Origin of the sequence: Streptomyces sp. NBC_00090, assembly GCF_045160815.1 — a bacterium.
GTDB lineage: Bacteria > Actinomycetota > Actinomycetes > Streptomycetales > Streptomycetaceae > Streptomyces.
The window spans coordinates 5759544-5783189 of the sequence record NZ_CP108224.1 but is presented as its reverse complement, the minus strand read 5'-3'; the positions used below and the strand labels follow the sequence as shown (position 1 = coordinate 5783189).

Annotated in this window: 21 protein-coding genes and 1 tRNA gene; 5 read left to right on the top strand and 17 right to left on the bottom strand. The window is 71.3% G+C overall.

The window, feature by feature from the left end; genetic code table 11:
• The first annotated feature begins 19 nt into the window (after positions 1-19).
• Both OG361_RS26065 and OG361_RS26060 read left to right on the top strand, forming a co-directional pair.
• Complete coding sequence (locus tag OG361_RS26065) at positions 20-1069, top strand: hypothetical protein (protein ID WP_405857284.1); 1050 nt, start codon at positions 20-22, stop codon at positions 1067-1069.
• 303 nt (positions 1070-1372) lie between these two features.
• Positions 1373-1822 (top strand): ATP-binding protein, encoded by a 450-nt coding sequence (locus tag OG361_RS26060; RefSeq protein WP_405857282.1) that lies wholly within the window; start codon positions 1373-1375, stop codon positions 1820-1822.
• Positions 1823-1923: 101 nt separating this feature from the next.
• Here OG361_RS26060 and OG361_RS26055 read toward each other — a convergent pair whose 3' ends face one another.
• Together OG361_RS26055 and fdxA are read right to left on the bottom strand one after the other, a co-directional pair.
• Positions 1924-3018 carry a bifunctional succinyldiaminopimelate transaminase/glutamate-prephenate aminotransferase gene (locus OG361_RS26055; RefSeq protein ID WP_405857280.1) on the bottom strand — a complete coding sequence of 365 codons (1095 nt, stop codon included), beginning with the start codon at positions 3016-3018 and terminating at the stop codon, positions 1924-1926.
• An 85-nt stretch (positions 3019-3103) separates the two neighbouring features.
• Positions 3104-3424 (bottom strand): ferredoxin, encoded by a 321-nt coding sequence (gene fdxA / locus OG361_RS26050; protein ID WP_015035968.1) that lies wholly within the window; start codon positions 3422-3424, stop codon positions 3104-3106.
• 112 nt (positions 3425-3536) lie between these two features.
• On the opposite strand from fdxA, the gene OG361_RS26045 reads away from it, so the two are divergent.
• The gene (locus OG361_RS26045; protein ID WP_405857277.1) at positions 3537-4538 is read left to right on the top strand and encodes a GNAT family N-acetyltransferase; all 1002 of its coding nucleotides are present in this window, start codon (positions 3537-3539) and stop codon (positions 4536-4538) included.
• Positions 4539-4752: 214 nt separating this feature from the next.
• A complete protein-coding gene (locus OG361_RS26040; protein WP_405857275.1) occupies positions 4753-5571 on the top strand; it encodes a tetratricopeptide repeat protein in 819 nt (272 codons plus the stop codon).
• A 143-nt stretch (positions 5572-5714) separates the two neighbouring features.
• On the opposite strand, the gene OG361_RS26035 is transcribed toward OG361_RS26040, so the two are convergent.
• The 5 genes from OG361_RS26035 to OG361_RS26015 form a co-directional block, all read right to left on the bottom strand.
• Positions 5715-5789, bottom strand: a tRNA-Ala gene (locus tag OG361_RS26035).
• Between the two features lie 210 nt (positions 5790-5999).
• Positions 6000-8243 (bottom strand): hypothetical protein, encoded by a 2244-nt coding sequence (locus OG361_RS26030; protein ID WP_405857274.1) that lies wholly within the window; start codon positions 8241-8243, stop codon positions 6000-6002.
• A gap of 175 nt (positions 8244-8418) precedes the next feature.
• Positions 8419-8886, bottom strand: coding sequence for a DUF6113 family protein (locus tag OG361_RS26025; RefSeq protein WP_405857272.1), 468 nt, complete (start codon positions 8884-8886; stop codon positions 8419-8421).
• On the bottom strand, positions 8883-9773 hold the full coding sequence (mshB, locus tag OG361_RS26020) for an N-acetyl-1-D-myo-inositol-2-amino-2-deoxy-alpha-D-glucopyranoside deacetylase (protein WP_405857270.1): 891 nt from the start codon (positions 9771-9773) through the stop codon (positions 8883-8885). Before mshB ends, OG361_RS26025 begins: the two co-directional genes overlap by 4 nt.
• Positions 9774-9790: 17 nt before the next feature.
• Positions 9791-9985 (bottom strand): hypothetical protein, encoded by a 195-nt coding sequence (locus OG361_RS26015; protein ID WP_384558319.1) that lies wholly within the window; start codon positions 9983-9985, stop codon positions 9791-9793.
• Between the two features lie 169 nt (positions 9986-10154).
• Between OG361_RS26015 and OG361_RS26010 the strand changes: the two genes are divergently transcribed.
• Positions 10155-12314 carry a prolyl oligopeptidase family serine peptidase gene (locus OG361_RS26010; RefSeq protein ID WP_405857268.1) on the top strand — a complete coding sequence of 720 codons (2160 nt, stop codon included), beginning with the start codon at positions 10155-10157 and terminating at the stop codon, positions 12312-12314.
• 1 nt (position 12315) lies between these two features.
• On the opposite strand, the gene OG361_RS26005 is transcribed toward OG361_RS26010, so the two are convergent.
• From OG361_RS26005 to OG361_RS25960, 10 genes are all read right to left on the bottom strand, one after another.
• The gene (locus OG361_RS26005; protein WP_405857266.1) at positions 12316-13269 is read right to left on the bottom strand and encodes a hypothetical protein; all 954 of its coding nucleotides are present in this window, start codon (positions 13267-13269) and stop codon (positions 12316-12318) included.
• A 219-nt stretch (positions 13270-13488) separates the two neighbouring features.
• Positions 13489-14670: an ABC transporter ATP-binding protein gene (locus tag OG361_RS26000; RefSeq protein ID WP_405857265.1), complete on the bottom strand. Its 1182-nt coding sequence runs from the start codon at positions 14668-14670 to the stop codon at positions 13489-13491.
• Complete coding sequence (locus OG361_RS25995; protein WP_405857263.1) at positions 14663-15646, bottom strand: ABC transporter ATP-binding protein; 984 nt, start codon at positions 15644-15646, stop codon at positions 14663-14665. Before OG361_RS25995 ends, OG361_RS26000 begins: the two co-directional genes overlap by 8 nt.
• Before the next feature lie 6 nt (positions 15647-15652).
• Positions 15653-16639, bottom strand: coding sequence for an ABC transporter permease (locus OG361_RS25990; RefSeq protein ID WP_405857261.1), 987 nt, complete (start codon positions 16637-16639; stop codon positions 15653-15655).
• Positions 16632-17555, bottom strand: coding sequence for an ABC transporter permease (locus tag OG361_RS25985; protein ID WP_405857259.1), 924 nt, complete (start codon positions 17553-17555; stop codon positions 16632-16634). The genes OG361_RS25990 and OG361_RS25985 overlap by 8 nt, the downstream gene beginning before the upstream one ends.
• 102 nt (positions 17556-17657) lie before the next feature.
• Positions 17658-19286 carry an ABC transporter substrate-binding protein gene (locus OG361_RS25980; protein ID WP_405857257.1) on the bottom strand — a complete coding sequence of 543 codons (1629 nt, stop codon included), beginning with the start codon at positions 19284-19286 and terminating at the stop codon, positions 17658-17660.
• Positions 19287-19520: 234 nt separating this feature from the next.
• Positions 19521-20618, bottom strand: a complete 1098-nt coding sequence (locus tag OG361_RS25975) for an ABC transporter ATP-binding protein (protein WP_384558298.1) — start codon at positions 20616-20618, stop codon at positions 19521-19523.
• Complete coding sequence (locus tag OG361_RS25970; RefSeq protein WP_384558295.1) at positions 20611-21669, bottom strand: ABC transporter ATP-binding protein; 1059 nt, start codon at positions 21667-21669, stop codon at positions 20611-20613. The genes OG361_RS25975 and OG361_RS25970 overlap by 8 nt, the downstream gene beginning before the upstream one ends.
• 14 nt (positions 21670-21683) lie before the next feature.
• Positions 21684-22637: an ABC transporter permease gene (locus OG361_RS25965; protein ID WP_405857255.1), complete on the bottom strand. Its 954-nt coding sequence runs from the start codon at positions 22635-22637 to the stop codon at positions 21684-21686.
• The gene (locus OG361_RS25960; RefSeq protein WP_405862441.1) at positions 22630-23562 is read right to left on the bottom strand and encodes an ABC transporter permease; all 933 of its coding nucleotides are present in this window, start codon (positions 23560-23562) and stop codon (positions 22630-22632) included. The genes OG361_RS25965 and OG361_RS25960 overlap by 8 nt, the downstream gene beginning before the upstream one ends.
• Between the last annotated feature and the right edge of the window lie 84 nt (positions 23563-23646).

The window sequence follows — 23646 nt, the reverse complement described above, 5'->3', positions numbered from 1 at the left end:
TAACCCGGCCTCCAGTACGGTGGGCCCCGTGTCCGAGCCCACCCGCCCCGCCCGTCGCGGCCGCCTCGCCCGCTCCGCGGCCGCCCTCGCCGCGCTCCTCGGCCTTGCCTCGTACGTGGCCTTCCACCAGGTGACGGGCAGCATGGGCACACCGCGGTGCAGTGTGGGCAGTGGCGAGAACCGGTACGAGTTCACCCCGGAGCAGGCTTCGAACGCGGCGACGATCTCGGCCGTGGGCACCACCCGGGGGCTGCCGGAGCGGGCGGTGACGATCGCGCTCGCGACGGCGCTCCAGGAGTCGGCGCTGCGGAACATCGAGCACGGCGACCGGGACTCGCTCGGCCTGTTCCAGCAGCGGCCCTCGCAGGGCTGGGGGACGCCGGCGCAGATCATGGACCCGGTCTACTCGGCGGGGAAGTTCTACGAGGGCCTGGAGAAGGTCCCGGGGTACTCGCGGATGCCGCTGACGGTGGCGGCGCAGAAGGTGCAGCGCAGCGGTTTCCCGCAGGCGTACGCGAAGCACGAGCCGGACGCCACGCTCCTCTCCGCGGCGCTGACGGGCCGGGCGCCGGCGGCGCTGACCTGTACGGCGAGCGACGTGGAGGGCGAGCCGGGCGATCCGGAGCGGGTGCGTACGGAGCTGGTGCGGGCCTTCGGAGAAACGGCGGCGCCTCAGGCGGTCACGGGCGGGTCGAGCGCGGGCCGGTCGGCGGCCGGGCCGCCGGTGCTCGTGGTGCCGGTGCGCGCGGTGGCGGCGGCGGGGGCCGGGGCGGACGAGCGGCGCGGCTGGGAGCTGGCGCAGTGGGCGGTGGCGCGGGCGGACGAGCTGCGCGTCACGGAGGTCGCGTACGGGGACAGGGTGTGGCGCGCGAGCGAGGCCTCCGGGGGCTGGGAGAAGACCTCCCCCGCCTCTTCCGGTGCCACTGCCGGAGCCACTGCCGGAGCCGGCTCCGAGGCGGGCCCGGAGGGCTCCGAGGCCGGGTCCGACACCGGCTCCGAAGCGGGCTCCGAGGGCGCTCCGGCCGGTGCTTCCGCCGCGGGAACCGTCCGAATCCGGCTCGCCCAGTAGCCGATCACCCGTACGGTTACTCACTCGGCCGTGGCATGTGCCCGGACGGAATCCCGGGAAATTCTCCGGTACTTCCGGCGGGGTTTTCCCCGCTCTCTCCCGACAGGTCAATTCCCTTGCCCCGTAAGGGAAGTGACGGTTCGCCAGGCGTCCACGCGATGACACGTTCGTCCGTTTTCCTCCCCACCCGACAATACGACGCATTACCAACTCTTTACCTTCGACTGCCGCAACCTCCCCCGCCCCGGGGCCGGTTGTCACTGCGTCCGAACACCACTCGTCGCACCACGTCGAAGGAGCACCATGTCCCTCCCCCTGACCCGTCGGATCGCCCGCGCCGCCCTCCTCATCGCGGCCGGAGCAGCCCCCGTGGTCGGTGCGGCCGGCTCCGCGAGCGCCCTTGACCACAGCATCGCGCCCACCACCGGCGCGCTCGGCGGCATCACCGCCCTGGACGCCGCCGGCGCGGGCACCGCCGTCGACGGCGCCTCCCAGACCGCCACCGGCGTCGTCGGCTCGACCGGCAGCGAGGCCGTCGGCACGGCCGTCCCGGCCGCCGGCAAGACCGTCGGCGCGGCGGGCAAGACCGCCACCCCGGCCGCCCAGAAGGTGACCGGCGAGGCCGCCGGCAGCGCGGGCGAGGTCGTCGGCAAGACCGCCGGTGCCGCCGGCGGCAGCGCCACGGGCCCGGCCACCGGCGCCCTGGGCGACCTGCCGGCCGGCCAGTCCCTGGGCGGCCTGCCCATCGGCTGACCCGGCACGAAACCGGCACGGAAACACGTGAGGGCCCGGGGAGCATCACCTGCTCCCCGGGCCCTCACGTCTGTGTCCGGCCATGATCCGCCGGACAGCCCCTAGCCGAGCCGCTTGACCGCGGCGTCGACGCGCTCGTCCGTCGCCGTGAACGCCACCCGCACGAACCGCTCCCCGGCCTCGCCGTAGAAGTCGCCGGGCGCCACCAGGACACCCTTCTCCGCCAGGTACGCCACGGTCTCCCAGCACGGCTCGTCCCGGGTCGCCCACAGGTACAGGCTCGCCTCGCTGTGCTCGATCCGGAAGCCGTGCGCCTCCAGGGCCGCCCGCAGCGCCGCCCGGCGGGCCGCGTACCGCTCCCGCTGCTCGGCCACGTGCGCGTCGTCGCCGAGCGCCGCGACCGTCGCCGCCTGCACCGGGGCCGCGGTCATCATGCCGCCGTGCTTGCGGATCTGGAGCAGCTCGCCGAGCACGGCCGCGTCGCCCGCGATGAACGCGGCGCGGTAGCCGGCCAGGTTGGAGCGCTTGGAGAGCGAGTGGACGGCGACGATCCCCTCGTACGAACCGCCGCAGACGTCCGGGTGCAGGACGGAGACCGGGTCGGCCTCCCAGCCCAGCTCCAGGTAGCACTCGTCGGAGAAGACGAGGACGCCGTGCTCGCGCGCCCAGGCCACGATCCGGGTCAGCTCGTCCTTGCTCAGGACCTTGCCGGTCGGGTTGGACGGGGAGTTGAGCCAGAGCAGCTTCAGACCGGCGGGGTCCAGCTCCGTGGGGTCGTCGTAGACGACCGCCTCCGCGCCGCAGAGCCGCGCGCCGACCTCGTACGTCGGGTAGGCGAGGCGCGGGTAGGCGACCCGGTCGCCGGCGCCGAGCCCCAGCTGTGTCGGCAGCCAGGCGACCAGCTCTTTGGAGCCGACCACCGGCAGCACGTTCTCGTGGGCGAGGTCCACCGCGCCGAGACGGCGTTCGCACCAGCCGGTGAGCGCGTCCCGCAGCTCTTTCGTCCCCCACACCGTGGGGTAGCCCGGCGAGTCCGCCGCCGCGACCAGGGCCTCCTGGATCAGCGCGGGAACCGGGTCGACGGGCGTGCCGACCGACAGGTCCACGATCCCGTCCGGGTGGGCCAGGGCCGTCTTCTTGTACGGCTCCAGCTTGTCCCAGGGGAAGACGGGCAGGCGCGAAGAGACTGCGCTCACGGGTTGGCTCTCACTTCCTGTACGTACGGGAAAACGCCTCGGCCCCGTACGGCGACCGACGCCGTACGGGACCGGATGCGGTCGATCAGCCGTTCTGCGGCGGCAGGGCGGCGATGAAGGGGTGGTCACGCTCGATCTCGCCGAGCTTGGAGGCACCACCGGGCGAACCGAGCTCGTCGAAGAACTCGACGTTCGCCTTGTAGTAGTCCTTCCACTCCTCCGGGGTGTCGTCTTCGTAGAAGATCGCCTCCACCGGGCAGACCGGCTCACAGGCCCCGCAGTCGACGCATTCGTCCGGGTGGATGTACAAGGACCGCTTGCCCTCGTAGATGCAGTCGACGGGGCACTCCTCGATGCACGCCTTGTCCTTGACGTCGACACAAGGCTGCGCGATGACGTAGGTCACGCTGTCGTTCCTCCTCGATAGGGCTGGTCTGCGCGGGAGCGCGGCGTCGTCGATGCCCGCACCTAGTATCTCCGTTCTTGAGGGCGATCCGAACAGGAGGGGCGGAGAAGCTGTGGAATTCACCGGCGGAGGGCGCCTTGAGGTCCGAATCACCGGCGCTGACGTGGGAAAACGTGTCTCCGTTCGGTACGTGACGGACTCGGCCGCAGCAGGCGAGAAGTTCACCGACGCGGTCGGAGTTCTCACATCGTGGGACTCCGGTGTGCTGCTGATCACACGAAAGAGCGGTGAAAGCGTCCGGATCGCGGAAACGGCCCTGGCGGCGGGGAAGATCGTGCCGCCCGCGCCCGCCCGCCGACGGGGGCCCTCGGCCACTTTCGCGGAGCTGGCGCGGGCCACCGCGCGCGCCTGGCAGCCGGTCGAGAGCGAGCCGCTCGGCGAGTGGACCCTGCGGGCCGCCGACGGCTTCACCCGCCGCGCCAACTCCGCGCTGCCGCTCGGCGATCCCGGGGTCCCGGTGGCGGAGGCGCTGACCCGCGTACGGGAGTGGTACGCGGCCCGGAAGCTGCCCGCGTACGTCCAGACCTCGACCGGCGCCGAGGGCACCCAGGAGCTGCTGTGCGCGGCGCTCGACCGGCACGGCTGGCGGCGCGAGGTCTCCGCCGAGGTACGGATCGGGGCGCTGGCCCCGATCGGCGACCAGGACGCCGACGTCTCCGCCGTACGGCTCTCCCGCACGCTCGACGAGCAGTGGCTCAGCCGCTACCAGCGCTTCGGGGAGGCGAGCCCGGCGGTAAGAGCGGTCTTCGCCTCCGGCCCGAGTGTGTGGTTCGCGTCCGTGGCGGGCACGGGAGAGGTACCGGCGGCGATCGGGCGCTGCGTCGTCGACGGCCGCTGGGCGGGCTTTATGGCCGTCGAGGTCGACCCCACCCACCGGCGGCGGGGTCTGGCGACGTCCGTCATGACGGCGCTCGCCCGGCAGGCGCTCGACGAGGGCGCGTCGGCGGCCTGGCTCCAGGTGGAGGCGGAGAACGACGGCGCCCGGGCGTTGTACGACGGGATGGGCTTCGCGGCCCACCACCACTACCACCACTACCGATGGTCGGAGGCGTGACGGAGGCGTGACGGAGCACGGAGCCGGGTCGGACGGACCGGAGGAACGGACGGGCGACGGACCGGCGGGGACCGGACCGGGAGACGAGGGACCGGCGGACGAGGAACCGGCGGGGAACAGACCGGCGGGGGCCGGACCGGCGGGGATCGGACCGGCAGGGGCCGGACCGGCGGGGGTCGGACCGGCGGGGGCAGGGGTCGGACCGGCGGAGGACGTGCCCGACTGGCGGCGGGAGTTCGCGGAGGAGGCACGGTCCGAGCGGCCCGATCTCGCCCGGCTCTGTCTGCTCGTCGGAGCCGTCGCCGACCCCACGGTCACCCGGCAGGTCATCGACGAGGCCGAGATCGAACTCGACCGGCTCGCCGGGCTCATCCCGTACGCGACCCGCACCACCGGCGCCTGGGCCACCGAGCTCGCCGCGCTCCTCGGCCACCGGGAGGGCTTCGAGGGCGTGCCCGCCGACTATCAGCGCCTGGAGTCCTCGCTCCTGCACGAGGTGCTGCGCCGCCGCCGGGGCCTGCCGATCCTGCTCTCCGTCGTCTGGATGGAGGTGGCCCGCCGGGCCGGTGCCCCCGTGTACGGGCTCGGCCTCCCCGGCCACTTCGTCGTGGGCTTCGGCGACCCGGCCGACCTCAACCTCGCCGACCCCTTCGCGGGCGGGCGGCCCATGACGGACGCGGACGCGGAGCTCCTCGTGGCGAGCGCGACGGGCGAGGCCCTCGACCGCTCCATGCTCCGCCCGGCCGAGCCCGGCGCGATCGTGCTCCGCGTCCTCAACAACATCCGCGCCTGGGCGGCCCCCCGACCCGAGCGCTCCGACGTGGGCCTGTGGGCCGTGGAGCTCGCCCTGCTGCTCCCCTCCCACCCCGCGCGGCTGCGTTACGAGCGCGCGGAGCTGCTCGTCCAGCGCGGCGACTTCCTGGCGGGGGCGGCGGAGATGGAGGCGTACGCGCGGGTGATGGACGCGGTGGACCCGGAGTCGGCGACGACCATCCGCCGCCGGGCCCTGGCGGCGAGGGCGCGCCTGAACTGACCACACCTGTGGGGGGCCGTTCCGTACGGTCGCGGTGCTCGGGCAGGGCGGAACGGGCCGGGTCCTGCTCGGGGTCGCGCCGAACGGCAGCAGGCGGCGTTCGTGGCGATGCCGCGCGCCTGGACGGCGGAGAGAAGTAAGGGGGCGGGGCGACCGGATTCGAACCGGCGTCCTCCGAGATGCCATCGCGGCGCATTACCTCTGTGCTACGACCCCGCCCTTACGGATCATGTTAGACGGCGACGGCCCCCGGCGGCGAGCGCTTTTCGGGTACGGGTCACGATCGTCGGCGGAGACCCTCCGGTACCCGCCGTGCGCGTGCCACGGCTGTGCGCCGACGGCCGCGCCGGATGCGCGACACCCCCGCTCGACGGGTCGTCGGGCGGGGGTGCGGGGCGCCGCGTTCAGCGGCCGGGGGCGGGCGGCCCTCAGCCCGTGCCGGTCAGGTCGATGACCTTGGTGCGTTCGGCCTTGGTCTTGCCCATCAGGGCGTCGCGCATCACGAAGGCCACGTCGTCGGCGGAGACCTGGTGCTTGGCGCCGTCACCCTTGGTGATCATGATGCCGTCGAAGGCGCCGTCGAGGAGCCGCTCGATCGCCTTCTTGTCGTAGACCTCGACGAGGCGGCCGTCGACCGCCTTCATGGAGAGGATCTGCGGCAGCGACCGCGCCGGACCGAAGTCGATGTACTTCGGTCCCGCGTAGATCCGGATCACGCCGGACATGGCGGGCGTGGCGAACTCCTTCATCGCCCGGTCCAGCTCGGCCTTGGTGACCGACGGACGGATCGGGGTGACCGGGAGCTCGACGACCTTGTTCTGGCCCGTCTCGACCTGGGCGCGGAAGGCGTCCCGGACGGAGATCATCGAGCGCTGGATGTCCATTCCGGCGCCGGGCTTGCCCTCGATGGGCGTGACCTTGTTCGGCGCGAAGCGGATCGTGGCCTCGGTCGCGGAGGCGGAGGCGCCCGCCAGGTCCCGGAGGGCGACGGCGAGCTTCTCGTCGTCGACCGGGAAGACCGGCTTGGCGATCCGCTCGCCGCCGAAGAGGGAGCCGATGACCGAGACGGGGTTGTAGTCGCTGCCGGCGGCCGCGCGGACGGTCTCCTGGCTGTCGAGGGCCAGGCCCGCCTTCTCCGGGGGCAGCTGGACCTTCTTGCCGCCGACGCTGAGCTGGAGCGGCGTGTGGGCGCGCTTGCCGAGGGCCGTCTCCAGCTTGTTGACGCCCTCCTCCTTCGTACCGCCGCCGATGTCCACGCCGAGGACCGTGGTGCCCTTGGGGACGTCGGAGTGGTTGAGGAGCAGTCCGGCGCCGTAGGCGACGGCCGCGATGCCGATGAGGCCGGCGGCGGCGAGGGCCAGCTTGGAGCGGCCCTTCTTCGCCTGGGCGCGGCTCGGCGCGGGGGTCGGTGCGGGGCGCGGGGCGGCGGCGGGAGCCGGGGCCGGGGTCTCCTCGATGCGCGGCGTGAGGTTCGGGCGGGCCGCCGTCGGCGGGACGACCGGGATGCCGCTGGTGAGGGTGTCGCCGGAGATGTGGGCACCGCCGTCGGCGGCCAGGCCCTGGCCGGACGCGCGTCCCTGCGCCGCTCCCGGTCGCGGCCCCTGCCCCTGGGCGGGGGTCGGGGCGGGCTGCTGCGGGGTCAGGATCGCGGTGTCGTCGGACATGCGCGGGGGCGTGCCGGTGCCGCCGGGGAACGGCGCGACCGGCGCCGGTCCGCCGAGCGAGGCGGTGCCGGTGACCGGGCCGGTGGTGGGGCCGGACGGGCCCGCGTGCGGTCCCGCGGCCGGGCCTCGGTACGTGGGCGTGCCGGCCGCCGGGGTCCCGTCGTACCGGGGCGTGCCCGCCGCCGGGGTCCCGTCGTACGCGGGCGTGCCGTCGTACATGGGCGTGCCCCCCGAGGGCGTCCCGTCGTACATCGGCGTCCCGCCCGCCGGCGTTCCGTCGTAGCCGGGCGTCGGGTCGTAGCCCGGTGTGGCGTCGTAGCCCGGGGTTCCCTCGTACCTCGGCGTGCCCCCTGCCGGGGTGCCGCTGTCGTACAGCGGGTTGCCGACGCCGGCGCTCGGGGACGACGTCACCGGGCGGCTCGACGGGGTCGTGCCGACCGTCGGGACACCGGAGGTCGCCGAGCCGGCGAAGCCGGTGCCGGGGGTGTCCGGTCCGGCGGTGAGCGGGCCGGGCGTCGCCGGGGCGGACGGCAGGGCCGGGGTGGGGGCCGACGCGGGGGTCGGAGGGGGAGTCGGTCCCGCCTTGCGCGGGGCGAACCAGTCGCTCGTCTCCTTCCCCTGCGCCTTCGGGGCCTCCTCGGCGCCCGGCGGCTCCGGTGCCGCCACCGGCGCGGGTGCCGGTTCGGCGGCGGGCGCGGGTACCGGAGCGGGCTCCGGCGCCGTCTCCGCCGCGGGCGCCTCGGCGACCGGCGTGCGGACCACGACCGGCGGGATCGGACGCGAACCCGGGATGTTGATCCGGATCCGGGTCGTCAGCGTCGTCTCGGTCTTGGGCTCCTCCGGCGGCGCGGGCGCGGCGGCGGTCTCCTCCGGCGCGTCCTGCGTGGGGTGGAGCGACGGATACTGGCGGGATCCGTACGGCGGGGTACCCGAGGGGTACGCGGCTCCACCGCGCCCCTGGGCGCCGGAGGACGAACTGTCAGTCTCTCGACCAGTTTCACGACTCAAAGCAGGATCTCCCGGTTGGCTCCACCGCCCGCTCTTGCTGAGGCTCGTGTAACCCGGGCGGTTCGGCGGCGCGCACCACCATACTGGGCACCGCCGTCACATACCCGACCCATGGGTGAACGACGACGGGCAATCCGGGCGAAGTCGGGGCGTCCCCGGTCTCAAGTCGTCCTGTTCACGGGGTCGGTCGGGGAAGCCGGGACAGCGTGGTGCACATCACAGCGATCGCCATGCCGCCGAAGAGGAACAGCAGCTCGCCGATGCCCCCGGCGAACACGCCGTCGCCCTCGGGGCGTCCGAAACTGAGCAGGATGACGGCGAGGAGCCAGCCGCCGCCGGCGGCCGCGACGCCGACCTGGGTGCCGGTGGCGCGCATCCCTCCGTAGAACAGGCCGGCGGAGGCGAGGAGCGCGAGGAGCAAGCCGCCGGGGAACCAGGCGGCTTGGACGAGGGCTCCGGCGGTGCCGACGAGGGCGCCGAGGACGACCAGGCCGGCGTACCAGGCGTAGCGGCCGTTCCGGGAGACCGGGAGGGCGTTCGCGGAGGAACCCGAGGAACCCGAGGAGGCGGAGGACCCCGAGGAACCCGAGGCCGAGGACCGGGAGCGCCCTGAGGACGAGGCCGAGGACCGGGAGGCGGTCATGCGGTCACCCCCGCGAAGAGGTCGGTCTCGCGGACGCCGGCGGGGGCGCCGGGAGTGCCCTGGACCAACTCGTAGTACTCGGTGGTGAAGATCGGCTGGCCCAGGTCGTTGGAGAGGGCGAAGAAGGGGCCGTCGACCGCGACTTGGGTGACGTGCGCGGCCATGGCGGCGCTCTTGCGGGCCGTGTGCTCCGTGCCGCCGTCGATCTCGGCGGTGATCCGGTCCTCGTCGACGACGCCGGGGACGTCGGCGATCTCGGCGACGGCGGGGAAGGCGGAGCCCTCGGCGCGGAGCCGGGCGAAGCCGGCCTCGGCGACCGGGCGCGGGACGCGGTTCCAGTAGATCTTGGCGATCGTGTGGGCGGGTCCGAGGTCGGGGCGGTAGTCCGGGTCGGCGGCGAGTTCGGCGGCGCGCATGGCGACCCGGTGGGCCTGGATGTGGTCGGGGTGGCCGTAGCCGCCGTCGGGGTCGTAGGTGACGAGGACCTGCGGGCGGGTCTCGCGGATCACTTCGACGAGGTGGGGCGCGGCGGTGTCGACGTCCGTGTTCCAGAACGCGTTGTCGCGCTTGTTCTGCTCGGCGCCCATCATTCCGGAGTCGCGGAAGCGTCCGGGGCCACCGAGGAAGCGGTGGTCGGTGACGCCCAGCTCGGTCATCGCGGCGGCGAGTTCGCCGACGCGGTGGGGACCGAGCCGGTCCTCCCGGTCGGGTGCCAGGTGGGCGAGTTCGGGCGGGATGACCTCGCCCTCCTCGCCGAGCGTGCAGGTGACCAGGGTGACAAGGGCGCCCTCGGCCGCGTACCTGGCCATGGTGGCGCCGTTGTTGATCGACTCGTCGTCCGGGTGCGCGTGCACGAGGAGCAGACGACGGGCGGGGAGATCCGTCATGCCCCCACCCTACGAGGTCAGAACTTGAGGCCGCCGATCATGCCCGCCACGTTCGTGGTGAGGGTGCTGATGGACGGAGCGATGGACGAGCTCGCCAGGTAGAAGCCCAGGAGCGCGCAGATCGCCGCATGTCCAGCCTTCAGCCCGGATTTCCGGATCAGCAGGAAGACGACGATCGCCAGCAGCACCACCGCCGAAATCGAGAGTGCCACGGCGGTTCACCTCCACACTTCTTCGGTCGGATATTCGATCGGTTCGGGCAGCGAGCATGTGCCAGTCGGGTACATACCCACCTAGCGCTACGGATCATAACTATCCGTGCGATCGCATCGATCGGCGGACGGAGGCACGAGGGGGGCGCACGGCGCTAGTTTCGGCCGCATGACCTCGTCTCGACAGCAGTCGGCCACACCCCGGGCCGCGCTCTCCTTCCCCCGCCAGCACGCCCGGACCCAGCGGTTCACCCTGGGAGTACCGCGCGGTTTCTCGGTCTCTCCCGACGGCGAGCGCGTCGCTTTCGTCAGATCGGCCTCCGGGACCGACCGTTCGCACCGGCTGTGGGTCCTCGACCTGCCGCCGGGCGGCGGTCCGGTGGAGCGGGTGGCCGCCGATCCGGACGTGCTGCTCGCGGGCGCGGAGGAGGAGCTGTCGCCGCGGGAGCGGGCGCGCCGGGAGCGGAGCCGGGAGGGCTCCGGCGGGATCGTGGCGTACGCGGTGGACGCGGCCGTGGAGTTGGCGGCCTTCGCCCTGTCGGGGCGGCTGTTCGCGGCGGAGCTGCGGGCCGGGACGGCGCGGGAGCTCGCGGTGCCGGGGCCGGTGCTCGACCCCCGGCCCTCGCCGGACGGGCGGTTCGTCGCGTACGTGACGGAGGGCGCGCTGCGGGTGGTCGGAGCGGACGGTTCCGGTGATCGGGAGCTCGCCGCCCCGGAGGACGGGCACGTCTCCTACGGATTGGCCGAATTCATCGCCTCGGAGGACATGGGTCGGGACCGCGGCTACTGGTGGTCGCCCGCCTCGGACCGGCTGCTCGTCTCGCGTGCCGACGACCGGAAGGTCCACCGCTGGTGGATCGCCGATCCGGCCCACCCGGAGCGGGAGCCGCAGTCGGTCGCGTACCCGGCGGCGGGGACGGCCAACGCCGAGGTGCGGCTCTTCCTCGTGTGCCTCGACGGGACCCGCACGGAGGTGGTGTGGGACCGGGAGCGGTACCCGTACCTGGCGCGGGTGCACTGGTCGGCCGCGGGGGCGCCGCTGCTGCTCGTGCAGACGCGGGACCAGCGGGCCCAGCTGAACCTGTCGGTGGACCCGGAGTCGGGGAAGACCTCGACCGTGCTGGCGGAGGAGGACCCGGCGTGGCTGGAGCTGCTGCCGGGGGTGCCGGCGTGGGCTCCGGACGGGCGGCTCGTCCGCATCACGGACGAGAGCGGGGCCCGGGCCCTCGCCGTCGGGGAGCGGCTGCTCACGGACGGGGCGCTGCACGTCAGGGCGGTGCTCGGGTTCGGGGAGGACGACGTCCTCGTATCGGCTTCGGCGGGTGAGACGGCCGCGGAGCCGGAGACCGGCGAGATCCATGTGTACCGGGTGACCGACCGGGGGGCGGAGCGGCTCTCCGAGGGGATCGGGGTGCACGGGGCGGTGCGCTCGGGGCCGGTGACGGTCCTGGTCTCGGCGCGGCCGGACACGCCGGGGAGCGTGGCGCGGGTGCTGCGGGACGGCGAGCAGGTCGCGGTGGTGGCCTCGTACGCGCAGCTGCCGGTGATCTCCGCGCGGGTGCGGCTCACGGAGGCGGGCGACCGGCGGATCCCCTGCGCGGTGCTGCTGCCCACGGGGTACGAGGAGGGGGACGGGCCGCTGCCGGTCCTGATGGATCCGTACGGCGGCCCGCACGGGCAGCGGGTGGTCGCCGCGCACAACCCGTACCTGACGTCCCAGTGGTTCGCCGACCACGGCTTCGCGGTGGTCGTGGCGGACGGGCGGGGCATGCCGGGCCGCTCCCCCGCCTGGGAGAAGTCGATCCTGCGCGATCTGTCGCCGACGCTCGACGACCAGGTGGCGGCCCTCCGGGCACTGGCCGGGCGGTTCCCGCTGGACCTGGACCGGGTGGCGATCCGCGGCTGGTCGTACGGCGGCTACCTCGCCGCCCGGGCGGTGCTCCAGCGGCCGGACGTCTTCCACGCGGCCGTCGCGGGGGCGCCGGTGGCGGACTGGCGGCTGTACGACACCCACTACACGGAGCGGTACCTGGGCGCCCCGGGGGACGAACCGGAGGTGTACGCGGCGCAGTCGCTGCTCACCGACGACGGTCTGTCCGCTCCGGAGGTGCCGGTGCGGCCGATGATGGTCGTGCACGGTCTCGCCGACGACAACGTGGTGTTCGGGCACGCGCTGCGGCTCTCCTCGGCCCTGCTGGCGGCGGGCCGGCCGCACGAGGTGCTGCCGCTGTCCGGGGTCACGCACATGACGCCGCAGGAGCAGGTGGCGGAGAACCTCCTCCTGCTCCAGGTGGAGTTCCTGAGGAGGTCGCTCGCCATGACGGAGTAGGTCACCAGCCGGGCGGCGGCGGGGACGGCGGGGACGGGGGCGGCCCGTACGACCCGTACGGGCCGTAGGGGGCATAGGGGACGGGCGCGGCGACCGGGACGCCGCGCCCGGCGAGGAGGGCGAGCACCGCGATCCCGCCGAACAGCCCGAAGACGGCGGTGAGGACGTGCATCTGCTCGGCGGTGGAGATCTCCGCGATGTGCGGGATCAGCGAGAACCGGACGACCCGCGCGGACTCGATGAGCCCGTCGGCCGCCAGGAACGCCCCGGCGAGCAGGCCGAAGGACCGGCCGTGGCGGGCACGGGCGAAGGCGGAGCCGGCGGCGGTGCCGTACAGCGCGACGAGGATCACCGACAGCCAGCCGGGCGGGGGCGCGAGGGGCAGGGTGAAGACGGACCGGCCGCCGACGAACCGGTCGACGGTGGTCTCCGGGGGCAGTTCGACGGCCCAGTACGCCTCCCACAGGACCACGGCGAGCGCGCCGGCCGCGAGCAGCACTCCGGCGGCGACGGCGGGGCCGGTGCGGGGGCGGCTGGGGAGCTGTTCGGACGGGCGGTCGGCCGGGCGGCGGCCCGCGGCGGCGGTGGCGACGAGGCCGGCGGCGAGAACGAGTTCGAGGAGCGAGGTGATGAGCACCCCGCTTCCGGGCGCCCACAGGCCGGGGAGGCGCAGGGCGAGGGTGACGGCGCCGGTGGCGACGAGCGCGGAGGCCGCGTGGCGCGAGCGCAGGGCCGCGACGGCGGTGACGACGGAGACGACGAGGAGCAGGGGGTCGAGGAACGACGTGGCGGTCCGCCCCCTCGCCAGGAAGAGGTGGTCCCCGGTCCAGGACCAGGCGAGGTCGGTGGGTGAGCCGACCACGGCGAGGTCCTTGAGGATCCACACGGCGGCCATGAGGGCGAGGGCGGCGCAGAGCGCGGCGCCCGTGAGACGTGCCGGTCGTGTCACAGTCACGGACCCGATACTCACGGTCGCGACCGACCGAAACAAGCGGTTCCGCCCAACCCACCAGCACCTGCCGCGCCCCCGGAGGGGAACCGAGCCTCAGAAAGAGAGGAAGCCGGCCGGGGCGACATGGCGCGCCCCGGCCGGCTTACGGCACCCGCACGGCCGTACGTTGATGAGACTGCCGTGTCCGTATATCGGAGCCGAGTCCGTCGAGTTGCCTGTGCGTTAAAGCGACTTGGGCTCGGTCCCGCCGTTCCCGCCGTTCCCGGCGTTCCCGGCGCTCCCATCACCCCCGCCGATCCCGCCGTTCCCGGTACTCCCCCCGCTCCCCCCGCTCTCTCCGCTCTCTCCGCTCTCGCCGCTCTCGCCGCTCTCGCCGCTCTCCGGGGGCACCACCTGCTTCTCCTCCGCGAAGTGGCAGGCCGAGTCGTGCTTCGCCGGGCTGTCCGTGAGGCGGAAGACCGCGGGGACGGCCAGGAGGGGGACCTCCAGGGTGCAGCGTTGCTGTGCCTTCCAGCAGCGGGTGCGGAAGCGGCAGCCGGAGGGGATGTTGGCCGGGGAGGGGACGTCGCCGGTGAGGATGATCCGCTCGCGGTGGGCGCGCGCGTCGGGGTCGGGGACCGGGACGGCGGAGAGCAGCGCCTGGGTGTAGGGGTGGGTGGGGTGGTCGTAGATCTGGGCGTCGGTGCCGATCTCGACGATCCGGCCGAGGTACATGACGCCGACCCGGTTGGAGATGTGCCGCACGATCGAGAGGTCGTGGGCGATGAACACGTACGAGAGGGAGAACTCGGACTGGAGCTGTTCGAGGAGGTTGACGACCTGGGCCTGGACGGAGACGTCGAGGGCGGAGACGGGTTCGTCCGCGACGATGATCTCGGGCTGGAGGGCGAGGCCGCGGGCGATGCCGATGCGCTGGCGCTGGCCGCCGGAGAACTGGTGCGGGTAGCGGTTGATGTACTCGGGGTTGAGGCCGACGACGTCCAGGAGGTCCTGGACCTTCTGGCGGCGGGAGCCCTTGGGGGCGACCTCGGGGTGGATCTCGTACGGCTCGCCGATGATGTCGCCGACCGTCATGCGCGGGTTGAGCGAGGTGTAGGGGTCCTGGAACACCATCTGGATGTTGCGGCGGACGGCCTTGAGGGCGCGGGGGGAGAGTTTGGTGATGTCCTCGCCCTTGTAGCGGATCGATCCGGTGGTCGGCCGCTCCAGGTTGACCAGCATCTTCGCGACGGTCGACTTGCCGCAGCCGGATTCGCCGACGATGCCGAGGGTCTCGCCGGCGGCGAGGTCGAAGTCGACGCCGTCGACGGCCCTGACGGCGCCGACCTGCTTCTTGAAGAGGATGCCCTGGGTCAGCGGGTAGTGCTTGTGGAGGTCCCGGACTTCGAGAATCGCCTCAGCCATGGAGGCACTCCTTCCAGAAGTGGCAGGCGCTGGCGCGGGGCACCGGGGAGTCGGTCACGTCGTACAGCGGGGGTACGTCGGTCCGGCAGACGTCCTGGGCCATGGGGCAGCGGGGGTTGAAGGCGCAGCCGGGCGGGATGTTCAGGAGGTTGGGCGGCAGGCCCTTGATCGCGTACAGCTCCTGGCCCTTCTGGTCCAGGCGCGGGATCGATTCGAGGAGGCCCTTGGTGTAGGGGTGGGCGGGGGCCTTGTAGATCTCGTGGACGGGGGCGTGTTCGACGATCCGGCCGGCGTACATCACCGCGATCTTGTCGGCGACGTCGGCGACGACGCCGAGGTCGTGGGTGATGAGGATGAGGCCCATGTTGAGTTCGCGCTGGAGCTCGGCGAGGAGGTCCATCACCTGGGCCTGGACGGTGACGTCGAGGGCGGTGGTCGGTTCGTCGGCGATGATCAGTTCGGGTTCGAGGGCGAGCGCCATCGCGATCATGATGCGCTGGCGCATGCCGCCGGAGAACTGGTGCGGGTACTGGCCGACGCGTTCCTTGGCGGCGGGGATGCGGACCCGGTCCATCAGCTCGATGGCCTTGGCCTTGGAGTCCTTCCGCGACAGCCCCTTGTGGACCTGGAACATCTCGCCGAGCTGGTCGCCGACGCTGAGGACGGGGTTGAGGGAGGACAGCGCGTCCTGGAAGACCATCGCCATCTTGGCGCCGCGGATCTTGCGCCGGTCGGCCTCCGGGAGCTTCAGGAGGTCCTGGCCCTGGAAGAGGATCTCGCCCTGGGTGATCTTCCCCGGGGGGATGTCGAGGATGCCCATGACGGCCTGGGCGGTGACGGACTTGCCGGAGCCCGACTCGCCGAGGACGGCGAGGGTCTCCCCCGCGTCGACGGAGTAGTCGACGCCGTTGACCGCCTTGGCCACCCCTTCCCTGGTGTGGAACTCCACGTGCAGGTCGCGCACTTCGAGCAGCATGGGTCCCTACCTCAGCTTGGGGTCGAGGGCGTCGCGGACGGCGTCGCCGAGCATGATGAAGGCGAGCACCGTGATGGCGAGCGCGCCGGAGGGCCAGAGCAGCATCTGCGGTGCGTTGCGCACGTAGGGGGCCGCCGCGGAGATGTCGATGCCCCAGGAGACGGTCGGGGGCTTGAGGCCGACGCCGAGGAAGGAGAGCGTGGCCTCGAGCGAGATGTACGTGCCGAGGGCGATGGTCGCGACGACGATGACGGGCGCGAGGGCGTTGGGCGCGATGTGACGGAGCAGCATCCGGTTGTTGGAGGCGCCGAGCGCTCGGGCGGCATGGACGTAGTCGTTCTGCTTGGCGGTGATGACGGAGCCGCGGGCGATGCGGGAGATCTGCGGCCAGCCGAGGAGCACCATGAAGCCGATGACGGGCCAGACGGTGTTGTTGCTGACGACGGAGAGCAGGACGAGGCCGCCGAGGACGACGGGGATGGCGAAGAAGACGTCGGTGATGCGGGAGAGGAAGCCGTCCCAGGCGCCGCCGTAGAAGCCGGCGAGGCCGCCGAGGACGGAGCCGAGGAGGGTCACGCCGATGGTGGCGAAGAGGCCGACCTCGAGGGAGGCCCTGGCCCCGTAGACCGTACGCGTGTAGACGTCGCAGCCCTGGCCGTTGAAGCCGAAGGGGTGGCCGGGCTGGGAGCCCTCCTGGGCCCTGGAGAGGTCGCAGTCGAGCGGGTTGCCGCTGGCGATGAGCTGGGGCCAGATGGAGATGATCACCAGGAAGATGATGATCAGCCCGGAGATGATGAAGATCGGGTTGCGGCGCAGGTCGTGCCAGGCGTCGGACCAGAGGGAGCGCGGCTTCTTGTCGGGGCCGGTGCCCTCTGGACCGCCTGGCGTCTTCTCCAGCGTCTCGCCCTCGTCCATCGCGAGGTCGGTTCCGCCTCCGGCGCCGGTGTGGTTGATCGCGCGGCCGTCGTCGAACGGCTCAGGCTGCTCAGGCATAGCGGATCCTCGGGTCAAGGACGGCGTACAGGAGGTCGACGAGCAGGTTCGCCACCAGGAAGACCAGGACGAGGATGGTCACGAAGCCGACCACGGTCTGGGTGTTCTGGCGGAGGATGCCCTGGTAGAGCTGGTAGCCGACACCGTGGATGTTGAAGATCCGCTCGGTGACGATGGCTCCGCCCATGAGCGCGCCGATGTCGGTGCCGATGAAGGTCACCACCGGGATGAGGCTGTTGCGCAGCAGGTGGCGGCTGATGACCCGGTGGCGGGGCAGGCCCTTGGCGACGGCGGTGCGGACGTAGTCGGCCCGCTTGTTCTCGGCGATCGAGGTCCTGGTGAGGCGGGTGACGTACGCCAGGGAGACGGAGGCGAGGACGAGGCCGGGGACGATCAGCTCGTTCAGCGGGGCGTCACTGGAGACCGCCGGCTTGATCCAGCCCCACTTGACTCCGAGGAGGAGCTGGAGGAGGAGGCCGGTGACGAAGGTCGGGATGGAGATGACGACCAGGGTCAGCAGCAGCACGGAGGTGTCGACGGGGTGGCCGCGCTTGAGGCCGGTGAGGACGCCCAGGCTGATGCCGATGACGATCTCGAAGAAGATGGCGACGAGGGTGAGGCGGATGGTGACCGGGAAGGCGCTGGCCATCAGCTCGGTGACCTCCTGGCCGTTGAAGGCCGTGCCGAAGTCGCCGGTGAAGACGTTGCCCATGTAGGTCAGGTATTGCTGCCAGACCGGCTTGTCGAGTCCGAATTCCTTCTCGAGCTGCGCCGCGGTCGCCGGGTCGCACTGGCGGTCGCCGCACAGGCCGGCGATGGGGTCGCCCATCACGTTCACCATCAGGAAGATCAGCAGCGTGGCGCCGAAGAAGACCGGGATCATCTGCAGCAGTCGCCGGATCACATAACGACCCATGGGGGGCTCCGGGGGTTGGCTCCGGGTAGGGGTGTGAGGAAGGCGTACGGCCCGGCGCGGGGATCCGCGGGCCGGGCCGTACGCCGCCGACCTGCTACGACGTCAGTTGACCTTGATCTGGTCGTAGACCGGGACGCTGAAGGGGTTCAGCGACACGTTGCTGACGCTCTCCGAGTAGCCGGCGCTGCCGTTCTGGTACCAGAGCGGGATGGCGCCCATGTCGTCGCGGAGGACTTCCTCGGCCTGCTGGAAGAGTCCGACGGCCTTCGCGGTGTCGGTCTCGGCGTTGGCCTGGTTGACCAGCTTGTCGAACTCGGGGTCGGTGTACTTGCCGTCGTTGGACGAGGCGTTGGTGTAGTACAGCGGCTGGAGGAAGTTCTGGATCAGCGGGTAGTCCATCTGCCAGCCGGCGCGGAAGGGGCCGTTGAGCTTCTGCGTGGTGACCTGGTTGCGGTAGTCGGCGAAGGTGCCGACGGGGTTGCCGACGCAGGCCTGGTCGTTGCCGAGGGCCCGGTTGATGGAGTTGCAGACGGCGTCCACCCACTCCTTGTGGGAGCCGGTGTCGGCGTTGTACGAGATCTTCATGGTGCCGCCGGGGATGCCGCCGCCCTCGGCGACCAGCTTCTTCGCCTCGGTGGGGTTGTACGTGCAGGCGTCGCCGCAGATGTTCTTGAAGCCGCCGTCCTCGCCGAGGACCGGGGAGGTCCAGTCGACGGCCGGGGTCCGGGTCTTCTGGAAGATCGTCTCGGTGATCTGGTTGCGGTCGATCGCCATGGAGAGACCGGTGCGGAGCTTCTCCTGACCCGGCTTGTTCCAGGCGGGGTCGTAGAACGGGAACGACAGGGTCTGGATGATGCCGGCGGGGACGTTGATGTACCGGTCGCCGAGGTCGGCTTGGACGTTCTTGAGCTGGGCCGCGGGGACGTCGTCGACGAGGTCGAGGTTTCCGGCCGTCAGGTCGGTGTAGGCGGTGTTGTTGTCGGTGTAGACCTTGAGGGTCACGCCGCCGTTCTGGGCCTTGTCGGTGCCGGGGTAGGCGTCCCACCGCTTGAGGGCCATCTCGGAGCCCTTGGTGTAGGAGTCGACGGTGTAGGGGCCGTTGCCGACGGGCTTCGAGAGCCAGGCGGCGTGGTCGTCGTAAAAGGCCTGGGGGAGCGGAGAGAAGGCCGCGTAGCCGAGGGTGATGGGCCAGGTGGAGAACTTCTGGGTGAGCTTGACCGTGAAGGTCTGGCCACCGGTCACCTTGAGGCCGGACATGGTCTCGGCGGTGGGCTCGCCCTCCTCGGGGTGGACCTGGTCGTAGCCCTCGATCTGGCCGAAGAAGTAGGCGTTCTTCTGATTGTTCTTCAGGTGGGCGCCGTAGTTCCACGCGTCGACGAAGGACTTGGCCGTCACCTTCTCCCCGTTGGAGAAGGTCCAGCCGTCCTTGACCGTGATGGTGAAGTTGGTCGAGTCGGTGGTCACGATGCTCTCGGCGAGCATGTCCTTGGCCTCGCCGGTCTTCGGGTCGTACTGCTTGAGGCCGCGGAAGATCATGGACAGGACCTTGCCGCCCTGGACCTCGTTGGTGTTGGCCGGCTCCAGTGGGTTCTGCGGGTCGCCCCACGAGGAGGTCACGATGCCGTCGGCCCCTCCGCCGCCGCCGCTGTCGTCGCCGCCGCCACAGGCCGTCGCCGTGAGGGCTACGGCGATGGCCAGTGCGGCCCACTTGGCGTGCGTGGCTCCGCGCATGGAGTGCCTCCCATATGTGCCTAACTCTGACTTAGGCCCCAATATCACTCGATATTGACGGGTATGCACTTTTAGAGCACCCGGACGGTCGCCCTGGGGCAGCCGGGACGCATGGGAGGCCCTCCAGGGGTGTCGAGCGCCGACGGCACCGTACGCCGAAGGGCGCCCCGGTCCAGTACGGACCGGGGCGCCCCTCGTCGTGCCGTGCGCCTCATACTTCGGCGCGTCAGTACGTCAGTGCGTCAGTGTCACCGGGACGACCTGCTTCTCCTCGGCGAAGTGGCACGCCGAGAAGTGCGCGGCCGGGGTGTCCACACCCTGGAAGCGCTGCGGGATCGCGAGGAGCGGAGTCTCCTGGGAGCACTTCTCCTGCGCCTTCCAGCAACGGGTGCGGAAGCTGCAGCCCGACGGCGGGTTCGCCGGCGAGGGGACGTCACCGGTGAGGATGATCCGCTCGCGGTGGGCGCGGGCCTGCGGGTCCGGCACGGGCACCGCGGAGAGCAGCGCCTGCGTGTACGGGTGCGTCGGGTGCTCGTAGATCTCCTCGTCCGTACCGATCTCGGCCATCTTGCCGAGGTACATGACGCCGACGCGGTCCGAGATGTGCCGGACGATCGACAGGTCGTGCGCGATGAAGAGGTAGGAGAGGTTGAACTCGTCCTGGAGCTTCTCCATCAGGTTGATGACCTGCGCCTGGACGGAGACGTCCAGGGCCGAGACCGGCTCGTCGCAGATGATGATCTCCGGGTTGAGCGCGAGGCCTCGGGCGATGCCGATGCGCTGGCGCTGACCGCCGGAGAACTGGTGCGGGTACCGGTTGATGTACTCGGGGTTCAGACCGACGACGTCGAGGAGCTCCTGCACCTTGCGGCGCCGGTCGCCCTTCGGGGCCACCTCGGGGTGGATGTCGTACGGCTCACCGATGATGTCGCCGACCGTCATACGCGGGTTGAGCGACGTGTACGGGTCCTGGAACACCATCTGGATGTTGCGGCGGACGGCCTTCAGCGCGCGCCCGGACAGCCTGGTGATGTCCTGGCCCTTGTAGAAGACCTCGCCGGCGGTGGCCCGCTCCAGGTTCATCAGGAGCTTGGCGACCGTGGACTTGCCACAGCCGGACTCGCCCACGATGCCGAGGGTCTCGCCCTGGTAGAGGTCGAAGGAGACCCCGTCCACGGCCTTGACCGCGCCGACCTGCTTCTTGAACAGGATGCCCTGCGTCAGCGGGAAGTGCTTCTGCAGGTTGCGCACCTGGAGGATCGGCTCGCCACGGCCCACAGGGGCGTCGAGGGCGGCGGCCACGGCCTCGTCGTTCTTGCTGAGGTCAGCCATGGATCGTCTCCTTCCAGAAGTGGCAGGCGCTCTTACGGCCCGGGAGATCCGAGCCGTCCTGCTCGGTGACCGGCGCCAGGGCCGGGATCTCCGTACGGCAGATGTCGTCGGCCTTGGGGCAGCGCGGGTTGAAGGCGCAGCCGGTGGGCACGCGGAGCAGGTTCGGCGGGAGGCCCTTGATCGCGTAGAGCTCCTGGCCCTTCTGGTCCAGGCGCGGGATCGAGTCCAGGAGACCCCGGGTGTACGGGTGCGCGGGGCGCCCGTACAGCTCGTGCACCGGGGCCTGCTCGACGATCCGGCCCGCGTACATCACGGCGATCTTGTCCGCGACGTCGGCGACGACGCCGAGGTCGTGGGTGATCAGGATCAGACCCATGTTGTATTCCTGCTGGAGCTCCGCGAGGAGGTCCATGACCTGGGCCTGGACGGTCACGTCGAGAGCCGTGGTGGGCTCGTCGGCGATGATCAGGTCCGGCTCCAGGGCGAGCGCCATGGCGATCATGATGCGCTGGCGCATACCGCCGGAGAACTGGTGGGGGTAGTCCGAGACCCGCGCCCTGGCGGCGGGGATCTTGACCTTGTCCATCAGCTCGATGGCCTTGACCTGGGCGTCCTTCTTGGACAGGCCCTGGTGCACCCGGAACATCTCGCCGAGCTGGTAGCCGACGGAGAGGACCGGGTTGAGGGAGGACAGCGCGTCCTGGAAGATCATCGCGATCTTCCGGCCGCGGATCTTCCGCCGCTCCTCCTCGGACATCTTCAGCATGTCCTCGCCGCGGAACAGGATCTCGCCCTGCGGGATCTTGCCCGGCGGCATGTCGAGGATGCCCATGATGGCCTGCGCGGTCACGGACTTGCCGGAGCCGGACTCGCCGAGGACGGCGAGGGTCTCGCCGGCGTTCACCGAGTAGTTGACTCCGTTGACCGCCTTGGCCACACCGTCACGGGTGTGGAACTCGACGTGCAGGTCGCGGACTTCGAGCAGCGGACCGTTGTGGTCGGCTCCCCCGCGCGGCGCGGGGACAGTCGCGGTGTTGTCGATGATGCTCATCTTTTACGCCCTCCTCAGCGCAGCTTGGGGTCGAGGGCGTTGCGGACGGCTTCGCCGAGCATGATGAACGCCAGAACAGTGAGGCTCAGCATGATCGAGGGCCAGAGCAGGACGTGCGGGGCCACTCGGATCTGGGCGACACCCGCGGAGATGTCGACACCCCACGAGACGGTCGGGGCGGCGAGGCCCAGGCCGAGGAACGACAGGGTGGCCTCGGCCGAGATGTAACCGCCGAGCGCGATGGTCGCGACGACGATCACGGGGGCCATGGCGTTGGGCAGGATGTGCCGGAAGAGGATCCGGGTCGTGCCGGCGCCGAGGGCCTTGGCCGCGTGGACGTAGTCGGCCTGCTTGACCGTGATCACGGCACCGCGCATGACGCGGGTGATCTGGGTCCAGCCGAGGAACGCGAGGGCGAAGACGACGACCCAGACGGTCCGCTCGACGAAGGCCTGCAGGACGACCATGGCGCCGAGCAGGAACGGGATGCCGAAGAAGACGTCGGTCAGGCGGGACAGGACCGCGTCGACCCAGCCACCGAAGTAGCCGGAGATCATGCCCATGACGCCGCCGACGAGGGTGACGATCGCGGTGACGCAGACGCCGACGATGATCGACGCGCGGGTGCCGTGGATCAGTCGGGCGTAGACGGATCGGCCCTGCTGGTCGTAGCCCAGCCACTCGGGCGAGCCGATGTTGCCCAGCTCGGGCTTGCTCAGGAAGTGGTGGACCAGGTCACCGACGGTCGGGGACGCGCTGGTGAAGAGGGTCGGCCACGCCGAGATCAGCAGCAGCAGCGCGATCAGCACCGAGGAGACGATGAAGTAGGGGTTGCGGCGCAGGTCGGCCCAGGCATCGCCCCAGAGGCTGCGGGCCTTCTCCGCCTTGGCCGCCGGAGCGGACGCGTCCACCGAGGGGGTGGCGACGGCGTCCTCGACTGCGGTGGCGGTCTTGGTCACGTCAGGCATACCGGATCCTCGGGTCCAGGACCGCGTACAGCAGGTCGATGAGCAGGCTGGTGACGAGGTAGACGATCACCAGGATGGTGACGAGGCCCACCAGGGTCGAACCTTCGCGCCGGGAGATCGACTCGGCGATGACGCCGCCGATTCCCTTGATGTTGAAGATCGCCTCGGTGACGACCGCGCCGCCCATGAGGGCGCCGATGTCGGTGCCGAGGAAGGTGACCACGGGGATCATCGAGTTGCGCATCAGGTGGACGCCGATGACACGGCGCCGCGGCAGGCCCTTGGCGACGGCCGTACGCATGTAGTCGGCGCGCAGGTTCTCCGCCATGGACGTACGGGTGAGTCGCGCCACATAGGCGAGGGAGAGACCGCCGAGCACAATGGCCGGAGCGATCATCTCGCTCAGGACCGGCTCGGTACTGACGTTCGGTGCGATCCACCCCAGGTTGAAGGCGAACACCATCTTGATGATGTAGCCGAGAACGAAGACCGGGATCGAGATGATCAGCAGGGTGAAGATCAGGATCGCGTTGTCGGCCATACGGCCGGCGCGCAGACCGCCGATGATGCCCAGGCCGATGCCGAAGATCAGCTCGATGGCGAACGCGAGGGCCGCCAGCTGGAGCGTGATGGGGAACGCGTCGCCGAGCACTTCCGTGACTGGGCGTCCGTTACGGATCTGGGTACCGAAGTCCTGGTGCCAGATCATGTCCCACATATATGTGACGTACTGCACCCACTGGGGCCGGTCGAGGCCCAGCTCATGGCGCTTCGCGGCGAGGGTCGCCGGGTCGGCGCCCTTGTCGCCGAACATCGCCAGCACGGGGTCACCGGGCAGGCTGCGCACCATGAGGAAGATCAGCAGGGTCGTCCCGATGAATACCGGGATCATCTGGAGCAGTCGTCGTGCGACATAACGCCCCATCATGCCTCCGTTGAGATGTGACAGCGGCAACCGACGGGCCCTCCCCCGACGCCATACCCGGTTTCGGGCATGGTGATGTCGTGG

Coding starts and splice junctions, on each gene's coding strand:
- OG361_RS26060 (WP_405857282.1), top strand. CDS start 1,373: ATGTCCCTCCCCCTGACCCGTCGGATCGCCCGCGCCGCCCTCCTCATC.
- OG361_RS25960 (WP_405862441.1), bottom strand. CDS start 23,562: ATGGGGCGTTATGTCGCACGACGACTGCTCCAGATGATCCCGGTATTC.
- OG361_RS25990 (WP_405857261.1), bottom strand. CDS start 16,639: ATGCCTGAGCAGCCTGAGCCGTTCGACGACGGCCGCGCGATCAACCAC.
- mshB (WP_405857270.1), bottom strand. CDS start 9,773: ATGACGGATCTCCCCGCCCGTCGTCTGCTCCTCGTGCACGCGCACCCG.
- OG361_RS26000 (WP_405857265.1), bottom strand. CDS start 14,670: ATGGCTGAGGCGATTCTCGAAGTCCGGGACCTCCACAAGCACTACCCG.
- OG361_RS25985 (WP_405857259.1), bottom strand. CDS start 17,555: ATGGGTCGTTATGTGATCCGGCGACTGCTGCAGATGATCCCGGTCTTC.
- OG361_RS25980 (WP_405857257.1), bottom strand. CDS start 19,286: ATGCGCGGAGCCACGCACGCCAAGTGGGCCGCACTGGCCATCGCCGTA.
- OG361_RS25965 (WP_405857255.1), bottom strand. CDS start 22,637: ATGCCTGACGTGACCAAGACCGCCACCGCAGTCGAGGACGCCGTCGCC.
- OG361_RS26010 (WP_405857268.1), top strand. CDS start 10,155: ATGACCTCGTCTCGACAGCAGTCGGCCACACCCCGGGCCGCGCTCTCC.
- OG361_RS25995 (WP_405857263.1), bottom strand. CDS start 15,646: ATGCTGCTCGAAGTGCGCGACCTGCACGTGGAGTTCCACACCAGGGAA.
- OG361_RS25970 (WP_384558295.1), bottom strand. CDS start 21,669: ATGAGCATCATCGACAACACCGCGACTGTCCCCGCGCCGCGCGGGGGA.
- OG361_RS26025 (WP_405857272.1), bottom strand. CDS start 8,886: ATGACCGCCTCCCGGTCCTCGGCCTCGTCCTCAGGGCGCTCCCGGTCC.
- OG361_RS25975 (WP_384558298.1), bottom strand. CDS start 20,618: ATGGCTGACCTCAGCAAGAACGACGAGGCCGTGGCCGCCGCCCTCGAC.